The organism is Aeromonas sp. 25-AL00135, from assembly GCF_054052385.1.
Genome location: NZ_JBSTYQ010000015.1, coordinates 128026 through 145712 on the forward strand (window position 1 = coordinate 128026; position 17687 = coordinate 145712).

The window sequence follows — 17687 nt, forward strand, 5'->3', positions numbered from 1 at the left end:
AAACGCCATTATGTTAGGTTTTTGGAGATGAATCATCCATGAATAGAGCGCTCCCTCTGCTTGGGTTATTGCTGCCGTTGCTGGCACAGGCGGTCACGCCTGATGAAGCCATGCTGCAGCAAGCTGTCCATGAGGGACGGGTTCGGCCCTTCCATGAAATGATGGAGGTGGCGGCCAGATTGCCGGTGCGGGTGTTGCGGGTGGATCTGGGGGAAGAGGATGGTATCTGGCTCTATGAACTGCGAGTCATCGATCGGGAAAACAGCGTGATCAAGGTAGCCTATCGGGCCGACAACCTTGAGCTGGTGTGGGCCAAGGGCCACCATCTGGAGCGGTTGTTCGAACCGCCAAAGCCCCCGGTCGAGGATGATGAATAACCCCTGTGTGGAAGCCTGTTCATGCGAATTCTGATTGTTGAAGACGAAAAAATTCTGGCTGGCCAGCTGGCCGAACAGCTGCGCCTCTCCGGCTTTGTCACCGACCTCTGCCACGACGGCAACGAGGCCGGTTTTCTCGGCGAGACCGAACCCTATGACGCTATCATTCTCGACCTCGGCCTGCCGGGGCGCGATGGCCTGAGCGTGCTGAAGGAGTGGCGCAGCAAGGGGATCGATACCCCGGTGCTGGTACTGACCGCCCGTGGTCAGCTGCACGAGAAGATCGAAGGGCTCAACGCCGGTGCCGATGACTACCTTACCAAGCCGTTCCAGGTGGCCGAGCTGGTGGCGCGGGTCCATGCGCTGGTGCGCCGGGCGGCAGGCAACGCCAGCTCCATTCTGGAGATTGGCGGAGTGCGGCTCGACATGGCGGCGTCGCAGGTGTGGTACGAAGGGACCCCGATCAAGCTGACCGCCCACGAGTTCCGGGTGCTGGGTTACCTGATGCAGCACCGGGGCAAGGTGGTGTCGCGCAGCGAGCTGATCGACCACATCTATGCTCAGGATTTTGACCGTGACTCCAACACCGTGGAGGTGTTTATCGGCCGGATCCGCAAGAAAACCAACCCCGATCTGATTGAGACAGTACGCGGCCTCGGGTACCGGATCAACGAATGAGGCTGGTGAGAACCCTGCGGGGGCGACTGGTCGCCATCGCGCTGGTGTGGTGCGGGCTTTTTCTGTTCGCCACAGGTTTCAGTCTGCAGACCATGATGCGCAACTATTGGCAGGAGGCGGAGGCCGACGGCCTTCGCTTGCAGCTCTATGATCTGCTCTCCCGGCTGGAAGTGGCCAAGACCGGCCTGCCGGTGGTCACCGGCTCCCTCTCCGATCCCCGCTTCAATCAGCCCTACTCCGGCTACTACTGGCAGCTGGAGCTGGGCCGCGATGTGGTGGGGCGCTCCCGTTCTCTGTGGGATACCAACCTGAAGAGCGACGGCCTCAAGTCGGCGTTTGGCGATCCCGACCTCTTCGTCGGCAAGGGGCCCAACAAGGAGCCGCTGCTGATCATGACCCGTACAGTTCTGCTGCCCGGTTCGGATCGGGTCTTCACTCTGGTGATGGCCAAGGACAGTAGCGCCCTGACCCAGACCCTCAACAAGACCCGCATCAGCCTGTTCCTCGGTCTCGGCTTTGCCGCCGCCGGTCTGGTGCTCGGCTTCATGTTCCAGATCGTCTACGGCTTGCGGCCGCTGCACCTGCTGCGCCGTGAACTGGGGCGGGTTCACGAGGGTCATCAGGAGGGGTTCCGGCTGCGCTATCCGCTGGAGATCCAGCCGCTGGTGGAGGATATCAACCGGCTGCTGCACCACTACGGCGAGCTGCTGCAGCGGGCGCGCTCCCACACCGGCAATCTGGCCCACGCCCTCAAGACGCCGCTCAGCATCATGCGCAATCAGGTGGCTCAATTGCCGCCGGAGGATCAGGCCGCCATCGGCGAGCAGCTCGACCAGATCCAGCGCCATATCGATTACCACCTCGGCAAGGCGCGGGTGACCGGCGCCGCCAAGATCCTCGGGGTCTCGACCCCGGTGCGGGCGCGGGTAGAGTATATCTGCCGCGCCTTCTCCCGCCTCTATCCGGGCAAGACGGTGGATCTGCAAGTGCCCGCCAATCTGGCGGTCGGGGTGGAGGAACAGGACTTCGACGAGATGGTGGGCAATTTGCTGGAGAACGCCTTCAAGTGGTCTGCCAGCGAGCTGCGCATCTCCAGCGCCGAGCTGGGTGGCTGGATCACCTTGCGTATCGAGGATGACGGCCCCGGCATGAGCGAGGATCAGATTGCCAAGGCGGTGCTGCGCGGGGTGCGGCTCGACGAGAAGGTGCCGGGCTCGGGCCTGGGTCTCAACATCGTCTCCGATCTGGCGGAAGCCTATCGGGGCAGTTTCATCATGGGCCGCGCCGAACTGGGCGGTCTGGCCGCCTCCCTCTCGTTGCCCAAGGTGGCAAGAGTCGAGAGCTAGGCATAACATATGGCATTTGTTTTAGCCTGAGGAAGAGAAGCATGACCGACGATCCGTGGGCACTGTGTCACCTTGACGATTCGTTTGATGCCTCTGTGCTGGGGGTCAAGGGCGCCCAGATCCAGTGGTTTGAAGACAGGGATGGCCTGATCGCGTTCCTTCTGGAAGATTTTGTCGACCTGCTGGCCGATGTGGGCGAGCTGGACGAGGAGCAGACCGAGCAGGCGCGCGAGCGCTTCACCCTGCTGGTGGAGCAGAGCTTTGACGATCGCACCCTGATGGATGCCATCAACGATCTCGCCTCCGGCCTGCGTCGCATCGCCTGGTTGGGGCCGCTCTCGGAGCTGGCCGAGATCAGCGACGAGTTTGCCTCCGGACTGCGTCGCTATTTCTGGAGCCAGTACGACGGGGATGAAGATGACCCGGACGCCTGGGTGCCGGAAGAGCTGTGGCCGCAGCTGGTTGAATGCGCGCAGGAGTATATGGAGGAAGGGGAGTTCTAAACCCGTTCCGACCATGCCTGAGCTTTGGCAGACGGATAAAGAAACGGCGCCTTGATGGCGCCGTTTTTATTGGGTGGTAATCGCCTTAGCCGTTGGCCGGTACCGCGTGGGCGGTGTTGGTCAGCACCGGGCCTGTGTACTTCTCGATCTGCAGCTGGGCCATGTGGCCGCAGTTGCCCTGCGCCAGACTGGACGAGCCCTCGTCGAAGGTGAGGCAGTTGACGTTGCCGTTCTTGCAGATGCTGCCCGCTTCGCCCGGCTTGGCCGGGTCATACCAGCCCCCTTCGCAGATCCGCACCACCCCTTGGCGCACATCTTCGGAGAGCAGGGCGCCCACCAGGATCTGGCCGCGTTCGTTGAAGGCGCGCACCAGATCCCCCTGGGCGATGCCACGAGCCTTGGCATCCAGCGGATGGATCATGATCGCCTCGCGGTCGGCGATGGCGAACTTGTCCCGCAGCGGAGTGTTGTCGAGCTGGGAGTGCAGCCGCTGGGTCGGGTGGGAGGTGTTGAGCGACAGCGGATAGCGCGCCGCCACCTCGCTCTTCACCCACTCCTTCGGCTCATACCACTTGGGATGGCCAGCGCAGTCGGCGTAACCCATCCCCGCCACCGTGTTGGAGAAGATCTCGATCTTGCCGGACGGGGTGCCGAGCGGGTTGAGCAGCGGGTTCTCGCGAAAATCGGCGTGACGGATCCACTGGCGGTTGGCCTCGGGGATCGGGAAGCGGATGTAGTTGTTGGACTCCCAGAACATGTTGAACGGCGGCAGCGCCACGCGGGCACCGCGGGCCTGCGCCGCCATGCCGTCGTACATCTGCTTGAGCCACAGCATCTCGTCCTTCCCTTCGGTGTACTGCTCCTGCACACCCAGTTTGGCGGCGATGGCGCTGAAGATATCGAAGTCGTTGCGGGACTCGTGCTGGGGGGGCACGCACTGGTGCATCGGGAACACATAGCGCTGGGAGTAGTCGCCACCCATCTCCAGATCATTGCGCTCGTAGCTGGTGGTGACCGGCAGCACGATGTCGGCGTGCTTGGCGGTGGCCGTCCAGTAAGGCTCGTGAACGATCACGGTCTGCGGCTTGCGCCACGCTTGCAGCAGGTTGTTGGTGTCCTGATGGTGGTGGAAGGGGTTGCCGCCCGCCACGTAGACCAGCTTGATGTCCGGATAGGTCACCTTGCGGCCGTTGAAGTCGATGGTCTTGCCCGGGTTGGCGAGACAGTCGGCGATGCGGGCCACCGGGATCGGAGCCGGGCTGTTCTTCGGTGCGTTGCCGGCGGAGATACCCGCCAGAATGCCACCCTTGGCGGTGGGGCTGCCACCGGAGGAGTAGTGGTAGCTGAAGCCGTAGCCGCCGCCCGGCAGGCCGATCTGGCCCAGCATGGAGGCCAGCGTGACCAGCATCCAGTTCGGCTGTTCGCCGTGCTGCTGACGCTGCATGCCCCAACCGGCCATGATCATGGTGCGCTTGGCGGCCATGTCGAGGGCCAGCTGGCGGATCACCTTGGCATCGACACCGCAGACGCTGCTCGCCCACTCGGCGCTCTTCGGTTGGCCGTCATCCTTGCCGAGCAGGTAGTTCAGGAACTTGTCGAAGCCGACGGTGTAGCGATCGAGGAAGGCTTGATCGTGCTTCTTCTCGCTGTAGAGGGTGTGGGCTACACCCAGCATCATGGCCACGTCGGTGTAGGCGTTCGGCGCAATCCACTCGGCACCGACCAGCTTGGCGGTCTCGTTGTAGATGGGATCGATGCTGATGACGCGGGTGCCTTTCTCTTTCAGCGCCATGAAGCCGGCCTGACCTTCGTGATCCGGCATATTCCAGCTGTTCTTCAGGGTCACCTGAGCATTGACCCCCCACAGCACCACCAGTTCGGCGTTCTCCACCACGTTGGGCCAGGCGGTCTGCTGCTCGTACACCTCGATGGAGCCCATCACGTGGGACATGATCACCTGAGCCGCACCGGTGGAGTAGTCACCGGCATAACCGGTGAAGCCGCCGGAGAGGTTCATCAGGCGGTGCAGCAGGGTACGGCTGTTGTGGAACATGCCGACGCTTTTCCAGCCGTAGGATCCGGCGTGGATCGCCTGCGGGCCGAAGTCGGTCTGGACCCGCTGGATTTCACCGGCCACCAGTTCGATCGCCTTGTCCCAGCTCACTCGTACCCACTCGTCGGTACCGCGCAGCTCGGGCTTGGCGCCTGGGCCATGCTCCAGCCAGCTCTTGCGTACCATGGGGTATTTGATGCGGTTCTTGGCGTGCACCTGGAACGGCGCCATGTCGATGAGATCGTTTGGCGCCGGATCATCGGCCACCGGCTGAACGCGCACCATGCGGCCATCTTCGACGATCGCCTCGAAAGCACCCCAGTGGGCGCCGGTCAGAATGCCCTTCTGGGCGGGCACCAGGGTCGGGAACTGACTCAATGCGGTGCTGATGGCTTGCGCCAGCGCACTCTTGGGAAAAATGCCGCCGAGCAGGGGCAGGGCTGCGCAGGCGCCGAGCCCCTTGAGCAGGTTGCGGCGGGACAGATTGGTCTTCTTGTCATTGAAAAAAGTCATAACGGTTTTCCTCTGTGCCAGCCTTAGTGGGCCGCGCTCATGTCACTGGCGTGTTTCTGGACATACTGGGTCAACATACGAGCCTGTTCCGGGGTCAGGGAGGTACGAGATTCCATCCCCTTGATGACGCCGATCCACTGGTTGGCATTGAAGTGATCCAGCGCGGTGAGGCCGTGGCAGCCGGTACAGTTGTTGGACATCAGGGTGGAGGCGTATTGCCACAGCTTGCCCTGATCGCCGATGAGCTGGCTCTGGTCGACCCAGGCGGTCAGCTTGACCTGATGCCAGGTGAGGTTGGTGGCGCTGTCGGTTTCGCTCTGGCCGGTGACCAGCGCTTTCTTGGCGGCATCGCCGACCAGTACGCTGAGGATCCGTTTGCCCGGTGCGGCGTAGAATACTTCGCTCACACCATCCTGTTGCCAGCCTTCGATCTGCACCTTGGCGCGGCCGTTTTCGTTGGCAAGCACTTCCACCTTGGTGGAGGGCATCAGGGTGCCTTCGTCGGTCTTGGCGGCGGCATCGAGGAACAGCGGGGTGGTGGCGATGGCGTAACGGGTGGTGACGTTGGCCGGGGTCTGGGCCGCAGCCTGCGCCAGCTCGCTGGCACCGGCGGCAGCCAGGCCGCTCATGTCAGGCATGATGTGGGCGACACCGCGGTGGCAGTCGATACAGGTCTGGCCCTCCTTGATGGCGACCGGGTGCTCGGCGCGGGCATTGGGGCGCTGGGCCAGAATGTCCATCGCCTCGTAGCTGTGGCAGCTGCGGCAGGTGGCGGAGTCGTTGGCTTTCAGCTCGTCCCAGACGGACTGGGCCATCCGCAGCTTGTGGGCTTCATACTTTTCCGGGGTATCCAGGGTGCCGATCGCCTCGTGATAGATATCCTTCACGGCGCGGATTTTGGTCCACAGGTAGGAGGTGGGGTCGCCCGGGATGTGGCAGTCGGCGCACTCGGCGCGGATCCCTTTGGTGTTCTGGAAGTGGACACTGCCCTGATACTCGGCGAGCGGAGTCTGCATGGAGTGGCAGGAGACGCAGAATTCGGTGGAGCTGGTCTTGTGCAGCACGGTCACGGTGACACCCAGTGCCGCGACACCCAGCAGGGCCCCGAGCAGCAGGAGCCAGAACCAGGTTTTTCTTATCAGTTTTCCAATCATGGCGGCGTTTTCCTACGGTCAATAATTACCTACATAGTACTAGTCCAATAGTAGTAGTAATGATAGGGATAAGGCGTTGACCTCCATCATGGTTTATATTTTTGATTGTTGTCACATTTTGTCTTTTGTTTTGTTATTGACATAACTGTCGAATTAAATTCATTTGTTTTCTGTTTTATCTATTTGTGCACTTTCCGCGACAGCTGTTAGCCCCCTCGCAAAACCCCACAAGATTCGCTGATATAGTGAGCAGTGAGCCTCAACGGAGTGTCGCTGATGAGCCCTTTCTCACTGCTGTGTGTCGCCGCCAACGTGCAACTGCTGGCCGAATTCGAACAGGAGTTGGCTCCGCTGCTCGGTCATTTCGCGTTGGTGGTGGTGGTCGGTCAGGGGTCGGCGGAACTGGCCTTGGACGAGCTGGATCGCAAGGGGCAGCCACCCGCCGTAGTGGTGTGTGACAGCGAGCTGGGGGATGGGAGAGGGGCCGATTTTCTGATCCGCCTCGGCAGCCGTCACGAGGCGTGCCGCAAGATCCTGCTCGGCAGCCAGCCGGAGATGAAATCGATCATCGAGGCAGTGAACCTCGGTCGTCTCGACTACTACCTGCAACGCCCCTAGCGCGATGGCAGCCTGCGCCGGGCGGTGATCGAGCAGGCCAGCCACTTTGTATTGCAACGTCCCGATGCGGACCTGCTGAGCTATGCCGCCGTGCTCGACAACCAGAAGCTGCTGCGAGCCCACGTCGATCGCCAGTTGGCTGCCTATCGGCAGGGCTTTATGGATTACACCCACTGCAGCGATGAAGAACTCTCCCGGGTGGTGATCGACGGCCTCTACCAGTTTTTCGAGGGCAATGACGAGGAGCGGGTCTGCCGCCACTACAGCCCGGGCCATGTGCTGACCCGCGAGGGGGAGCCCAACAGCTTCCTCTGGTTTATCGCCAAGGGGGAGGTGGTGCTGCGCAAGCGGGACGAGCAGGGGATCGATCAGGAGGTGGTGCACTACCGTACCGGTTCGCTGGTGGGGGGCATGTCCTTCGTGACCGGCGAACCCGCCTTCACCACCGGCGTGACTCTGACCGGTGCCGAGGTGATCAAGCTCGACAAGCTGCAATTCTCCCGGGTGATGCAGGCGCGCAGCGAACTGCTCCCCTCCTTTACCAACCTGCTGCTGCGCCACTTCAACCGCCGCCTGCAAAACAGCATCCGTACCGAGATGCGGCTGCAACAGACCCTCAACTCCCTCGATGCCGCTCACGCCCAGCTGGTGGAGAGCGAAAAGATGGCGATGCTGGGTCAGCTGGTGGCCGGTGTCGCCCACGAGCTGAACAACCCGGTGGCGGCTATTATCCGTGGCAGCGAGACCCTGCGGGCCGCCATCCCCGATCTGGTCAATCTCGAGCTGCCAGCACCCATCAAGGGGCTGGGCAACCAGACCCTCTGTCAGGCGCTCTCCTCCCAGCCGGTCTCGACCAGCGAGATCCGTGACAAGACCCGGCAGGCTGAGGGGCGCTTTGGTGATCGTCAGCAGGCGCGGCTGGCGGTACAGATGAATCTGGATGACGAGCTGAACTGGCAACGCTGGTTTGCCAGCCGCACTGCCGACGAGCGGGAGGCGCTGCTCTCCCGGCTGGAGCTGTTCCAGCAGACCGGCAGCTTCCTGCGCAATATCGAGGTGTGTGCCCGTCGCATCGGCGATCTGGTCAAGAGCCTCAAGCAGTATGCCCGGCAGGATCGGGCCGAGCCCTCGCTGGTAGACCTGCACGAGGGGCTGGAAGATACCCTGATGATTTTCGAAAACCGCCTCAAGCATCATGAGCTCTGCAAGGAGTACCAGCCGTTGCCACTGGTGCGCTGTCACCCCATCGCCCTGCAGCAGGTGTGGACCAACCTGATCGCCAACAGTCTGGATGCCATGAGCGGCCCGGGGCGACTCACCATTCGCACCGGGTTGCTGGATCCCGAGTGGGTCATGGTAGAGATCGAGGATAGCGGTTGCGGCATCGAGCCCGAGCTGTGGCAGCGGATCTTCGATCTCAACTTCACCACCAAGCGGGAGGGCCATTTCGGCCTCGGTATTGGCCTGAGCGTTTCGTTGCAGATAGTGCAACAGCACCACGGCCGGATTGAGGTGGCCTCCGAACTGGGCCGTTACACCCGGATGCGGGTCTGTCTGCCGCTGGACGGCATGGGGCAGGCCGGTTACGGGGGCGAACCTCAAAACAACAAGGAGCATGCGGCCTGAGCCGTCGCCAGCATCAATCGCGCGGCGTGCCAAACCATGTCGCCAAGGAGGAGCAATGAACAAACACTATCTGATCCTGTGTGTGGACGATGAGCGTGAGGTGCTGGATGCGGTGATCCATGATCTCGCCCCGTTCCGTTCCCACTTCGAACTGGAGGCTGCCGAGAGTGTCGATGAGGCGCGAGCGGTGGTGGAGGAGTGGGAGCGCGACGGCAACAAGCTGGCGCTGATCCTCTGTGACCACATCATGCCGGGAACCCTGGGGGTCGATTTTCTGGTGGAGCTGAACCGGCGTGCCACCACCCGCGCCAGCCGCAAATTGCTGCTGACCGGACAAGCGGGGCTGGAGGCCACCGTCGAAGCGGTCAATCGCGGCGGGTTGCACTACTACCTAGCCAAGCCGTGGAAGCTGGAGACCTTGCAAGAGGCGGTGCGCGAACAGCTGACCGACTACCTGCTGGCGGAAGATGGCGAAAATGCCTTCCACTATGCGCCGCTGCTCAATCAGGCGCGGCTGTTTGCCGCCATCCACGATCACCCGTTCGACGAGTAGGGGCAGTTGGGCTTTCGCGGTGGTAGTTGTATACTGTCTGCATATACAGTATTGCAGGTAGCCACCGATGCGACTCTTTATCGCCGAGAAGCCCACGCTGGGCCGCGCCATTGCCGATGCCCTGCCCAAGCCCCACAAGAAGGGCGACGGTTTTATCGAAACAGCCCAGGGGGATGTGGTCACCTGGTGCATCGGCCATCTGCTGGAACAGGCCGAGCCCGATGCCTATGATGCCGCCTTCAAGCTGTGGCGGATGGAGCATCTCCCCATCATCCCCGCCCAGTGGCAGCTGGTGGCCAAGCCCAAGACCAAAACCCAGCTCACCGTCATCAAGCGACTGATCAAGCAGGCGGACTGCGTGGTCAATGCCGGTGACCCGGACCGGGAAGGGCAGTTGCTGGTGGATGAGGTGATCGACTTTCTCGGCTACCCGAAAACCAAGCCGGTGCAGCGTTGTCTCATCAGCGATCTCAACCCGCCCGCGGTGCGCCGCGCCCTCGACAAGCTCAGAGACAACAAGGAGTTCGTACCGCTGGCGGTCTCCGCACTGGCCCGCAGTCGGGCCGACTGGCTCTATGGCATCAACATGACCCGCGCCTACACCCTGCTCGGGCGCAAGGCAGGTTGCAGCGAACTGCTCTCGGTCGGTCGGGTGCAGACCCCGCTGCTGGGGTTGGTGGTGCGGCGGGATCTCGAGATCGAGGCCTTCGTGCCCAAACCCTTCTACGAGGTGCTGGCCCATCTGCTGACCGACGGCAACGAGCGCTTCACCGCCAAGTGGCTGCCATCGGAAGCCTGCCTGCCATGGCAGGACGAGGAGGGGCGGGTGCTCAACCGAGCGCTGGCCGACAAGGTGGTGAGCCGGATCAACGGCCAGCCCGCTCAGGTCGAATCGGTGGAGGAGCAGGCCCGCAAGCAGGCGGCGCCGCTGCCCTATAACCTCTCCAGCCTGCAGATCGATGCCGCCAAGCGCTTCGGCATGGATGCCAAGCGAGTGCTCGACATCTGCCAGAGCCTCTACGAGCGCCACAAGCTCATCACCTACCCGCGCTCCGACAGCCGCTATCTGCCGACCGACCACTTCAAGCGGGCCGAGCAGGTGCGTGGCGCCATCGCTGCCACTGCTCCTGCGCTGGCCAAGGCGGTTGCCGAGGCGGACGGCAAGATCCGCAGCAAGGCGTGGAACGACAGCAAGGTGGATGCCCACCACGCCATTATCCCCACCGAGAAGCAGGGCAACCCCGGTACGCTGGGGGCCGACGAGGCGAAGCTCTATGGCCTGATTGCCCGCCAGTACCTGCTGCAGTTCTATCCCCCGTTCGAATACAACGACAGCAAGGTGCTGCTGCGCATCGCCGGTGGCCTGTTTCAGGCCAAGGCGCGGCGCATTCTGAAAGCGGGCTGGAAGGCGTTACTCGGGGTGGAGGAGGATGACGACGAAGAGAAGGCGGGCACGCTGCCCGCGCTGAAGGAGGGCGAACAGCTGCTCTGCGAGCGGGGCGAGTTGCAGGAGAAGATGACCCAGCCGCCCAAGTCATTCACCGATGCCACCCTGCTGGCGGCCATGACCGGCATCGCCCGCTATGTGCAGGATCCCGAGATCCGCAAGACCCTGCGCGACACCGATGGCCTCGGCACAGAAGCGACCCGGGCCGGCATCATCGACCTGCTGTTCAAGCGTCGCTTTCTGGTGCGTCAGGGCAAGAGCATCAAGGCGACCCCGACCGGACGGGCGCTGGTGCAGGCGCTGCCTGCTACTGCCACCACGCCGGATATGACGGCGCTGTGGGAGCAGAGCCTCGGCCAGATCGCCGAGCGCCACGGCAGCTACCAGCAGTTTATGGGGCCGCTCACCGAGCAGCTCAACGGCCTGATTGAAGGGGCGCGGCAGGACTCAGGCGCCAGCTTCAGCACCCTGCCCAAGGAGGCGCCGGGTGTCGGCAAGCGGCGTTTTACCAGGCGCAAGAGTCCGGCGGCCAGCACGACTGGCGGGCCCCGACCGCGCAAGACGGCCAGCAAGCGCCAGACCAGGGCGGCATAACGAAAAAAGGCGCCCATCCCGGGCGCCAAAGGCATTGTTGTCAGGCTGTCTGAGTGGACAAGCTGGCACGGATCCTGTGCTGGTAGTGCAGAACCACACCGAGAAACACCAGGTCCTTGAACAGGAAGAACTCGGTGACTGGCACGCCGTCAACCATCTTCCAGACACCTGTCAGAGTCAGCAGGAAGCTCAGCGTCACCAGGAAGGTGACGATAGCCCCCATGCTGCACCAGTAACCGATGCGAGGTTGCCACAGACCCACGACCAGTCCGATGGCGATCACTATCTCGACCACCCCGATCAGGTTCGATACGCTCTGTTCCGACAGGGGGCCATAGAGCCAGCTCATCAAGGGGTGGCTGGCTACCAGTGGTTTGATGGCGGCTGCCTCGGTCGGGGTAAACTTGAAGACGCCGATCCAGAGCAGGGTCAATACCACGCCCGCCAGGGCGACCAGAAAGCCTTTGTCATGTTGCTGCATGGGGGGGCTCCTTGTTTAAGGGGTCAGAGTGACGGGCGGGAAGTCGATCTCGGTCGCCGCCAGGTGGTTGCCATAGTTGGTCAGGGTATTGACCACCACCTGGCCGAGCACCTCCAGCAGCAGCTCGTCATCTACGCCTGCGGCACGGGCGCTAGCAAGCTGCTCGTCACTGATCACCCCGCGCTGACTGACCAGCGTCGTTGCCAGTTGCAGCAGGGCGTGATCAAGGGGAGCCGAGGCCTGGCCGAGTCGGGCAGCCCGGATTTCCTGGGCCGAGAATCCGGCCTTGCCCGCCAGTAGTGTGTGGGCAGACAAACAGTATTGGCAGGCGTTGGCTTGACCTATGGCCAGTGCCAGCAACTCCCGTTGTGGGGCTGTGAGGCGCCCCTTGCCAAGCGCCTCGGCAAAGCCCAGGAAGCCATTGAGCAGGGCTGGCGAGTGGGCCAGAGTGGCGTAGAGGTTGGGCACCATGCCCAGATTGCGGCGCAGGGTGGTCAGGGTCTGGGCGGCTGCGGGTTGCGGTTGGGATACGGGTTGGATACGGCTCATGATCTTCTCCTGTGGTAGTGAAGGTACGGGAGACAGTGTGCCGTCATTCGTGATACGGTTTATCGCTCATCGTCTGCAAATAAATACTATTCGTCTCAAATATGGATCCGCTCTCTGCCCTCTTGGTTCATGCCTCCCCCGAAGCCAAGATCTTCTTCGCCGGCAACCTGTGCCAGAACTCCTCCAGTGATGATTACCCGAGCGGCGGACATCTTCATCTGCTGCGTAGCGGCGCCGTCATGCTGCGTGAAGAGGGGGGCGCCAGCTTGCTGCTCGAGGAGCCGACTCTGATCCTGTTCCCCCGGGGACGTCCTCACAAGCTTGAACCCAGAACGCTGGGGGTGTGTGATTTGGTGTGCGCCAATGTCGCATTCGGCAAGGGGGGATCATCGCCGTTGCAACTGGCATTACCGGGCTCGCTGGTGCTGCCGCTACGTGAGTTGCCTGTCCTGACGCCGGTGCTGAGTCAGCTGTTTGACGAGGCGTTTCACCCCCGCTACGGGCAGGATCCGCTGATCTCCCGCTTGCTGGAGGTACTGTTGATCCTGCTGCTGCGTCATCTGGTCGAGCAAGGGGTGTGTCAGCAGGGGATGCTGGCAGGTATTTCCGATCCCCAGTTGGCCAAGGCGATCTCGGTGATGCATCAGCGTGGGGATGAACCCTGGACGGTGGCCACGCTGGCGCGGGAGGCCGGCATGTCGCGAGCCCGCTTTGCCGCGAGGTTTCAGGAGCGGGTTGGTCAAGCGCCGCTTGGTTATCTGACCCACTGGCGTATGGCGCGAGCCTGCCAGCAACTGCTGGCGGGGGATCCCATGGTGCAGGTGGCGCTGGGGGCGGGGTACAGCAGCAGTGTTGCCTTTGGTCGGGCATTCGAGCGGGAGCTGGGGGTGAGCCCGGGGCGCTGGCTCAAGGCGCAGCAACAAGCCGAATAAAAAAACGGGGCAGCCAGTGGCTGCCCCGTGTTCATGGCTGGTCAGCCAGTATAGACGTTCTCTTCCGGATAACGGATGCGAGTTTCGACCGGGCGGGCCAGCATAAAGGCCAGGGTCAGAGGGCCGAGACGGCCGCAGATCATCACCAGCACCAGGATCAGCTTGCCCGGCTCGCTCAGGGAGGCGGTGATGCCGGTGGAGAGGCCGACAGTGGCAAATGCCGAGATGGTCTCGAACATGATTTTGTCGAACGGCAGATCCTCGGTCACCATCAGCAGGAACATCGCCAGCATCAGCACCATGGTGCTGACGATGATGATGGCCAGCGAGCGGGTCACGATCTGGGGCGACAGGGTGCGGCCAAAAGCGGTGACATGGGGCCGTTTGGTCAGAAATGCTTTGGTCGCCAGCAGCACGACTGCGAAGGTGGTGACTTTGATACCACCACCGGTGGAGGTGGCACCGGCACCGATAAACATCAGCATCATCAGGAACAGCAATGCCGCCGGGGTCATCAGCCCGATATCTATGGTATTGAAACCGGCGGTACGGGCGCTGGCAGACTGGAAGAAGGCAGCCAGCAGCTGGCCACCGACACCGGCCTTGCCGAGGGTGCCGGGGTTGTTGTGTTCCAGCAGCCAGAACATCAGGGTACCGGCCAGTAGCAGCGCTGGGGTCATCAGCAGCATCAACTTGCTGTGCAGCTTCAGCTTGCGCCAGCGGCGGTTGCGCACCAGATCGACGATGACGGTAAAGCCGATCCCCCCCAAGATCAGCAGACCGGCGATGGTCAGGCTGATGATGGGGTCGTCCCTATAGTCCATCAGGTTGTTGGCAAACAGCGAAAACCCGGCGTTGTTGAAGGCCGATACTGCGTGGAAGAAGCTGACATAGAGGCCGTGCACCCACCCCATCTCGGGCACCCAGCGGATCGTCATGATGCCGGTACCGATCAGTTGGGCGATAAAGGCGAACAGGACGATCCGTTTGACCAGTTGAATGATGTTGACCGAGCCTTCCTGCCCCAGCGCCTCCTTGGCCAGAACCTGCTGGCGCAGACCGACCCGCTTGCTGAAGATGGCGATCAGCAGCAGGGTCATGGTCATCTGGCCCAGACCGCCGATCTCCATCAGCATCAGCAGGAAAATCTGCCCCTGCAGGGTGAAGGCGGTGCCGGTATCCACCACGCCAAGACCTGTCACGCTGATGGCCGAGGTGGCGGTAAACAGGGCGTTGACGAAGGTGACCTCGCCATTGTGGCTGGAGGGTTGCACCAGAAAGATGGTGCCAATCAGCAGAATGATCAGAAAGCTGCCGAGGATCAGCCGGGCTTCGCTCCAGCGAGAGTCCTGCTCCCGATGGAGGGCGAAGGCGTAGCTGCTGCGCCAGTTGATCATAGGGTTTCGAGCCAGTGGTCGATGGCGTGCTTGTTGCCCGCCAGGATCAGGATGTCGCCCAGTTGCAGCTCCATCTTGCCGGTCAGCACGTTGTGCAGCACATCACCACGCTTGATGGCGAGCAGCTGGAAATCGCTCTGTTGCAGCAGGTGGAAGTCGCCCAGTTCCCGGCCGTTCTGTTGCAGGCCGATCACGAACTCGGTCAGCACCATGTCGTGGCCCAGCTCCAGATAGTCGAACAGCCGGTTGTCCAGCATGCTCTGGGCGACCCGGCGGCCCATGTCCCACTCCGGGTTGATCACCTTGTCGGCGCCCACTTTCTGCAGGATCTTGGCGTGGAACTTGTCGCGTGCCTTGACCCACACCTTTTTCACGCCCGCCTCTTTCAAGACGAGGGTGGTGAGGATGCTGGTCTCCAGGTTGTCACCGATGGCAACGAAGACGATATCGAAATTGGCCAGTCCCAGCTCGGCCACGGTGGCCTCATCGGTGGCGTCGGCCACGATAACGTGATTGCAGAGGGCGGCGATTTGCCGGGTCTTGCTCTCGTCGATATCGATGGCCAGTACTTCGGCATCTTGCCGTTGCAGCTCTTCGCACAGTGCGCTGCCAAACAGGCCCAGGCCGATGACGGCAAACTGGTTGTTCATGAGTTATTCCTCAGCAGTTGAAGTCGCCTACTCTAAACCACTGCTATTCCCCCGAAAAGGGCTCGGGTTTTTCGTCATGGGGTAACTTGAGGTAGACTGCGCCCTTGCACCAAGCCGGGATAGACCGATGAAACTGAATGCCAACGCCTCCTTGTTGAAGCTCAACACCCTTGCCCTCGATGCGTATTGCCTCTGGCTGGCCGAGGTGGAGCAGGTTGCCGATCTGGCGACCCTGCGTGCCGATCCGCAGCTCAACCAGCTGCCGCGCCTCAATCTGGGCGGCGGCAGCAACATGCTCTTCACCACCGATTTTCTCGGTCTGGTGGTGCTCAACCGGCTCAAGGGGATTACCGCTGAAGATGGTGGCGATCACTGGTTGCTCCATGTGGCGGCCGGTGAAGATTGGCATCAGCTGGTGCGCCATACCTTGCAACAGGGCTGGTTCGGGCTGGAGAATCTGGCGCTCATTCCCGGTACGGTCGGTGCGGCGCCGGTGCAGAACATCGGTGCGTATGGCGTTGAGCTGGCCGACTTCTGTTCCTATGTCGAGGCGTTCAACTGGCAGAGTGGCGAGATTGAACGGATCGCGGCGGCAGAGTGCCGCTTCGGTTATCGCGACAGCATCTTCAAACACGAGTATCAGGATTCCCACCTGATCACCGCCGTCGGCCTCAAGCTACCCAAAGCATGGCAACCGGTGCTGGGCTATGGTCCGCTGGCCGCGCTTGGCGACCAGCCGAGCGCTCAGGCCATCTTCGACACCGTCTGCGCCACCCGCATGGCCAAACTGCCGGATCCCGCCGTACTCGGCAACGCCGGCAGCTTCTTCAAGAACCCGGTGGTGCCCGCCGCGCTGGCTGATTCGCTCAAACTGACATATCCGCAGATGCCCTGTTATCCGGCCGGGGAGGGGCAAGCCAAGCTGGCGGCGGGCTGGCTCATCGATCAGTGCGGTCTGAAAGGTTTCGCCATTGGCCGTGCCGCTGTTCATCAGGAGCAGGCGCTGGTGCTGGTCAATCTGGGGGGCGCCAGTGCCATGGAGCTGATCGCGCTGGCGGCTCATGTCCGTGACAGCGTGGAGCAGACGTTTGGCGTGGTGCTGGAGCACGAGGTGCGCTTTATGGGCGCGCACGGTGAAACCTGGCTCGACGAGGTGCTCTCATGACCCTGACTCCCATCAGACAGACCCTGATCACCCTGCTCAGCGACGGCCAGTTTCACTCCGGCGAACAGCTGGGCGAGCAGCTCGGCATCAGCCGGGCTGCGGTAAGCAAACACATGGCGGCGCTCAAGGAGCTGGGGCTGGATCTCTTTAGCCTGACCGGCAAGGGCTACCGGCTGGCGGTGCCGATGGCGCTCTATGATCAGGCTACCTTGCAGGCACTGGCCCCGATGGCGCCGGTGCACTGTTTTCCTGTCATTGGCTCGACCAACCAACACCTGCTGGATCGGGTCAATGAGCTGCGCTCTGGCGAGAGCTGTCTGGCCGAGTGTCAGACCGCCGGGCGCGGTCGTCGTGGCAAACCCTGGATTTCGCCGTTTGGTTGCCAGCTGATCCTCAGCATGTACTGGCGACTCGAACAAGGCATGGCGGCGGCCATGGGGCTGAGTCTGGCGGTCGGCGTGGCAGTGGTTGAAGCGCTGGAGTCCCTTGGCTATCAAGGCGTCGAGCTCAAGTGGCCGAACGACCTCTACTATCAGGGCCGCAAGTTGGCGGGAATACTGGTGGAGATGAGCGGTAGCGCCGGTGCCAGCTGTCATCTGGTGATCGGCATCGGTCTCAATCTGGCGATGCCTGCCCGCGAAGGGGAGAAGATCGATCAGGCCTGGGCCGAGCTGCGCCACATCAATCCGGAACTGGTGGATCGCAATCAACTGGCGGCCCGGATGATCGTCCATCTGCAGCGGGCGCTGCACACCTTTGAGCAACAGGGGCTGGCAAGCTTTGTCGATGACTGGAACCGGCTCGATCACTTTGCCGGTCGCCCGGTGCGCCTGCTGATGGGTGATCAGGAGATCCGCGGCATCGCCCGTGGCATCGACGATCGCGGCGCCCTGCGGCTGGAGACAGGTGAAGGGATCAAATTCTATCTGGGGGGCGAGCTCTCCCTGCGTCGGGGCGACTGAGGGCCTGCAAGGCCGCTGATGATGCCAAACAGAAGAGGGGGGCCCCGGGGCCCCCCAGGGGTTATCGGCCCCCGCCCGCCACGATTTGG

The 17687-nt window shown here is 62.4% G+C and carries 17 protein-coding genes; 11 read left to right on the forward strand and 6 right to left on the reverse strand.

What is annotated here, in order from left to right; genetic code table 11:
• Positions 1-38: 38 nt before the first annotated feature.
• The 4 genes from ACW5XC_RS15130 to ACW5XC_RS15145 are packed head-to-tail and all read left to right on the forward strand — an operon-like array spanning position 39 to position 2904.
• On the forward strand, positions 39-377 hold the full coding sequence (locus ACW5XC_RS15130) for a PepSY domain-containing protein (protein ID WP_005339825.1): 339 nt from the start codon (positions 39-41) through the stop codon (positions 375-377).
• A gap of 21 nt (positions 378-398) precedes the next feature.
• The gene (locus tag ACW5XC_RS15135) at positions 399-1055 is read left to right on the forward strand and encodes a response regulator transcription factor (protein WP_005339826.1); all 657 of its coding nucleotides are present in this window, start codon (positions 399-401) and stop codon (positions 1053-1055) included.
• Positions 1052-2401 carry a sensor histidine kinase gene (locus ACW5XC_RS15140; RefSeq protein WP_005339828.1) on the forward strand — a complete coding sequence of 450 codons (1350 nt, stop codon included), beginning with the start codon at positions 1052-1054 and terminating at the stop codon, positions 2399-2401. Before ACW5XC_RS15135 ends, ACW5XC_RS15140 begins: the two co-directional genes overlap by 4 nt.
• 41 nt (positions 2402-2442) lie before the next feature.
• Positions 2443-2904 (forward strand): hypothetical protein, encoded by a 462-nt coding sequence (locus ACW5XC_RS15145; RefSeq protein WP_005339830.1) that lies wholly within the window; start codon positions 2443-2445, stop codon positions 2902-2904.
• 85 nt (positions 2905-2989) lie between these two features.
• Here the strand turns inward: ACW5XC_RS15145 and torA are convergent, their stop codons facing one another.
• On the reverse strand, positions 2990-5470 hold the full coding sequence (torA, locus tag ACW5XC_RS15150; RefSeq protein WP_042054823.1) for a trimethylamine-N-oxide reductase TorA: 2481 nt from the start codon (positions 5468-5470) through the stop codon (positions 2990-2992).
• 23 nt (positions 5471-5493) lie between these two features.
• Positions 5494-6624, reverse strand: a complete 1131-nt coding sequence (locus ACW5XC_RS15155) for a NapC/NirT family cytochrome c (RefSeq protein WP_005339847.1) — start codon at positions 6622-6624, stop codon at positions 5494-5496.
• A 276-nt stretch (positions 6625-6900) separates the two neighbouring features.
• Here ACW5XC_RS15155 and ACW5XC_RS15160 point away from each other — a divergent pair, with 276 nt between their 5' ends.
• The 4 genes from ACW5XC_RS15160 (at position 6901) to ACW5XC_RS15175 (ending at position 11462) form a co-directional block, all read left to right on the forward strand.
• Positions 6901-7242, forward strand: coding sequence for a response regulator (locus tag ACW5XC_RS15160; RefSeq protein ID WP_236727584.1), 342 nt, complete (start codon positions 6901-6903; stop codon positions 7240-7242).
• Between the two features lie 24 nt (positions 7243-7266).
• The gene (locus ACW5XC_RS15165) at positions 7267-8868 is read left to right on the forward strand and encodes an ATP-binding protein (protein WP_236727583.1); all 1602 of its coding nucleotides are present in this window, start codon (positions 7267-7269) and stop codon (positions 8866-8868) included.
• Between the two features lie 55 nt (positions 8869-8923).
• Positions 8924-9421: a response regulator gene (locus tag ACW5XC_RS15170; RefSeq protein WP_042054822.1), complete on the forward strand. Its 498-nt coding sequence runs from the start codon at positions 8924-8926 to the stop codon at positions 9419-9421.
• Between the two features lie 67 nt (positions 9422-9488).
• A complete protein-coding gene (locus tag ACW5XC_RS15175) occupies positions 9489-11462 on the forward strand; it encodes a DNA topoisomerase III (RefSeq protein WP_042054821.1) in 1974 nt (657 codons plus the stop codon).
• A gap of 40 nt (positions 11463-11502) precedes the next feature.
• Here ACW5XC_RS15175 and ACW5XC_RS15180 read toward each other — a convergent pair whose 3' ends face one another.
• Together ACW5XC_RS15180 and ACW5XC_RS15185 are read right to left on the reverse strand one after the other, a co-directional pair.
• Entirely contained in the window at positions 11503-11943 is a 441-nt protein-coding gene (locus ACW5XC_RS15180) for a DUF417 family protein (protein WP_042054820.1), read from the reverse strand.
• Between the two features lie 15 nt (positions 11944-11958).
• Positions 11959-12492: a carboxymuconolactone decarboxylase family protein gene (locus tag ACW5XC_RS15185; RefSeq protein ID WP_042054819.1), complete on the reverse strand. Its 534-nt coding sequence runs from the start codon at positions 12490-12492 to the stop codon at positions 11959-11961.
• 101 nt (positions 12493-12593) lie between these two features.
• On the opposite strand from ACW5XC_RS15185, the gene ACW5XC_RS15190 reads away from it, so the two are divergent.
• Positions 12594-13424: an AraC family transcriptional regulator gene (locus ACW5XC_RS15190; protein WP_042054818.1), complete on the forward strand. Its 831-nt coding sequence runs from the start codon at positions 12594-12596 to the stop codon at positions 13422-13424.
• Positions 13425-13465: 41 nt separating this feature from the next.
• On the opposite strand, the gene ACW5XC_RS15195 is transcribed toward ACW5XC_RS15190, so the two are convergent.
• Both ACW5XC_RS15195 and ACW5XC_RS15200 read right to left on the reverse strand, forming a co-directional pair.
• Positions 13466-14821 (reverse strand): TrkH family potassium uptake protein, encoded by a 1356-nt coding sequence (locus ACW5XC_RS15195; protein ID WP_042054817.1) that lies wholly within the window; start codon positions 14819-14821, stop codon positions 13466-13468.
• A complete protein-coding gene (locus ACW5XC_RS15200) occupies positions 14818-15471 on the reverse strand; it encodes a potassium channel family protein (protein ID WP_005339863.1) in 654 nt (217 codons plus the stop codon). Before ACW5XC_RS15200 ends, ACW5XC_RS15195 begins: the two co-directional genes overlap by 4 nt.
• A 127-nt stretch (positions 15472-15598) precedes the next feature.
• Between ACW5XC_RS15200 and murB the strand changes: the two genes are divergently transcribed.
• Together murB and birA are read left to right on the forward strand one after the other, a co-directional pair.
• Positions 15599-16636, forward strand: coding sequence for a UDP-N-acetylmuramate dehydrogenase (murB, locus tag ACW5XC_RS15205; RefSeq protein ID WP_042054816.1), 1038 nt, complete (start codon positions 15599-15601; stop codon positions 16634-16636).
• Positions 16633-17598, forward strand: a complete 966-nt coding sequence (gene birA / locus ACW5XC_RS15210) for a bifunctional biotin--[acetyl-CoA-carboxylase] ligase/biotin operon repressor BirA (RefSeq protein ID WP_042054815.1) — start codon at positions 16633-16635, stop codon at positions 17596-17598. The genes murB and birA overlap by 4 nt, the downstream gene beginning before the upstream one ends.
• The last annotated feature ends 89 nt before the right edge of the window (positions 17599-17687 follow it).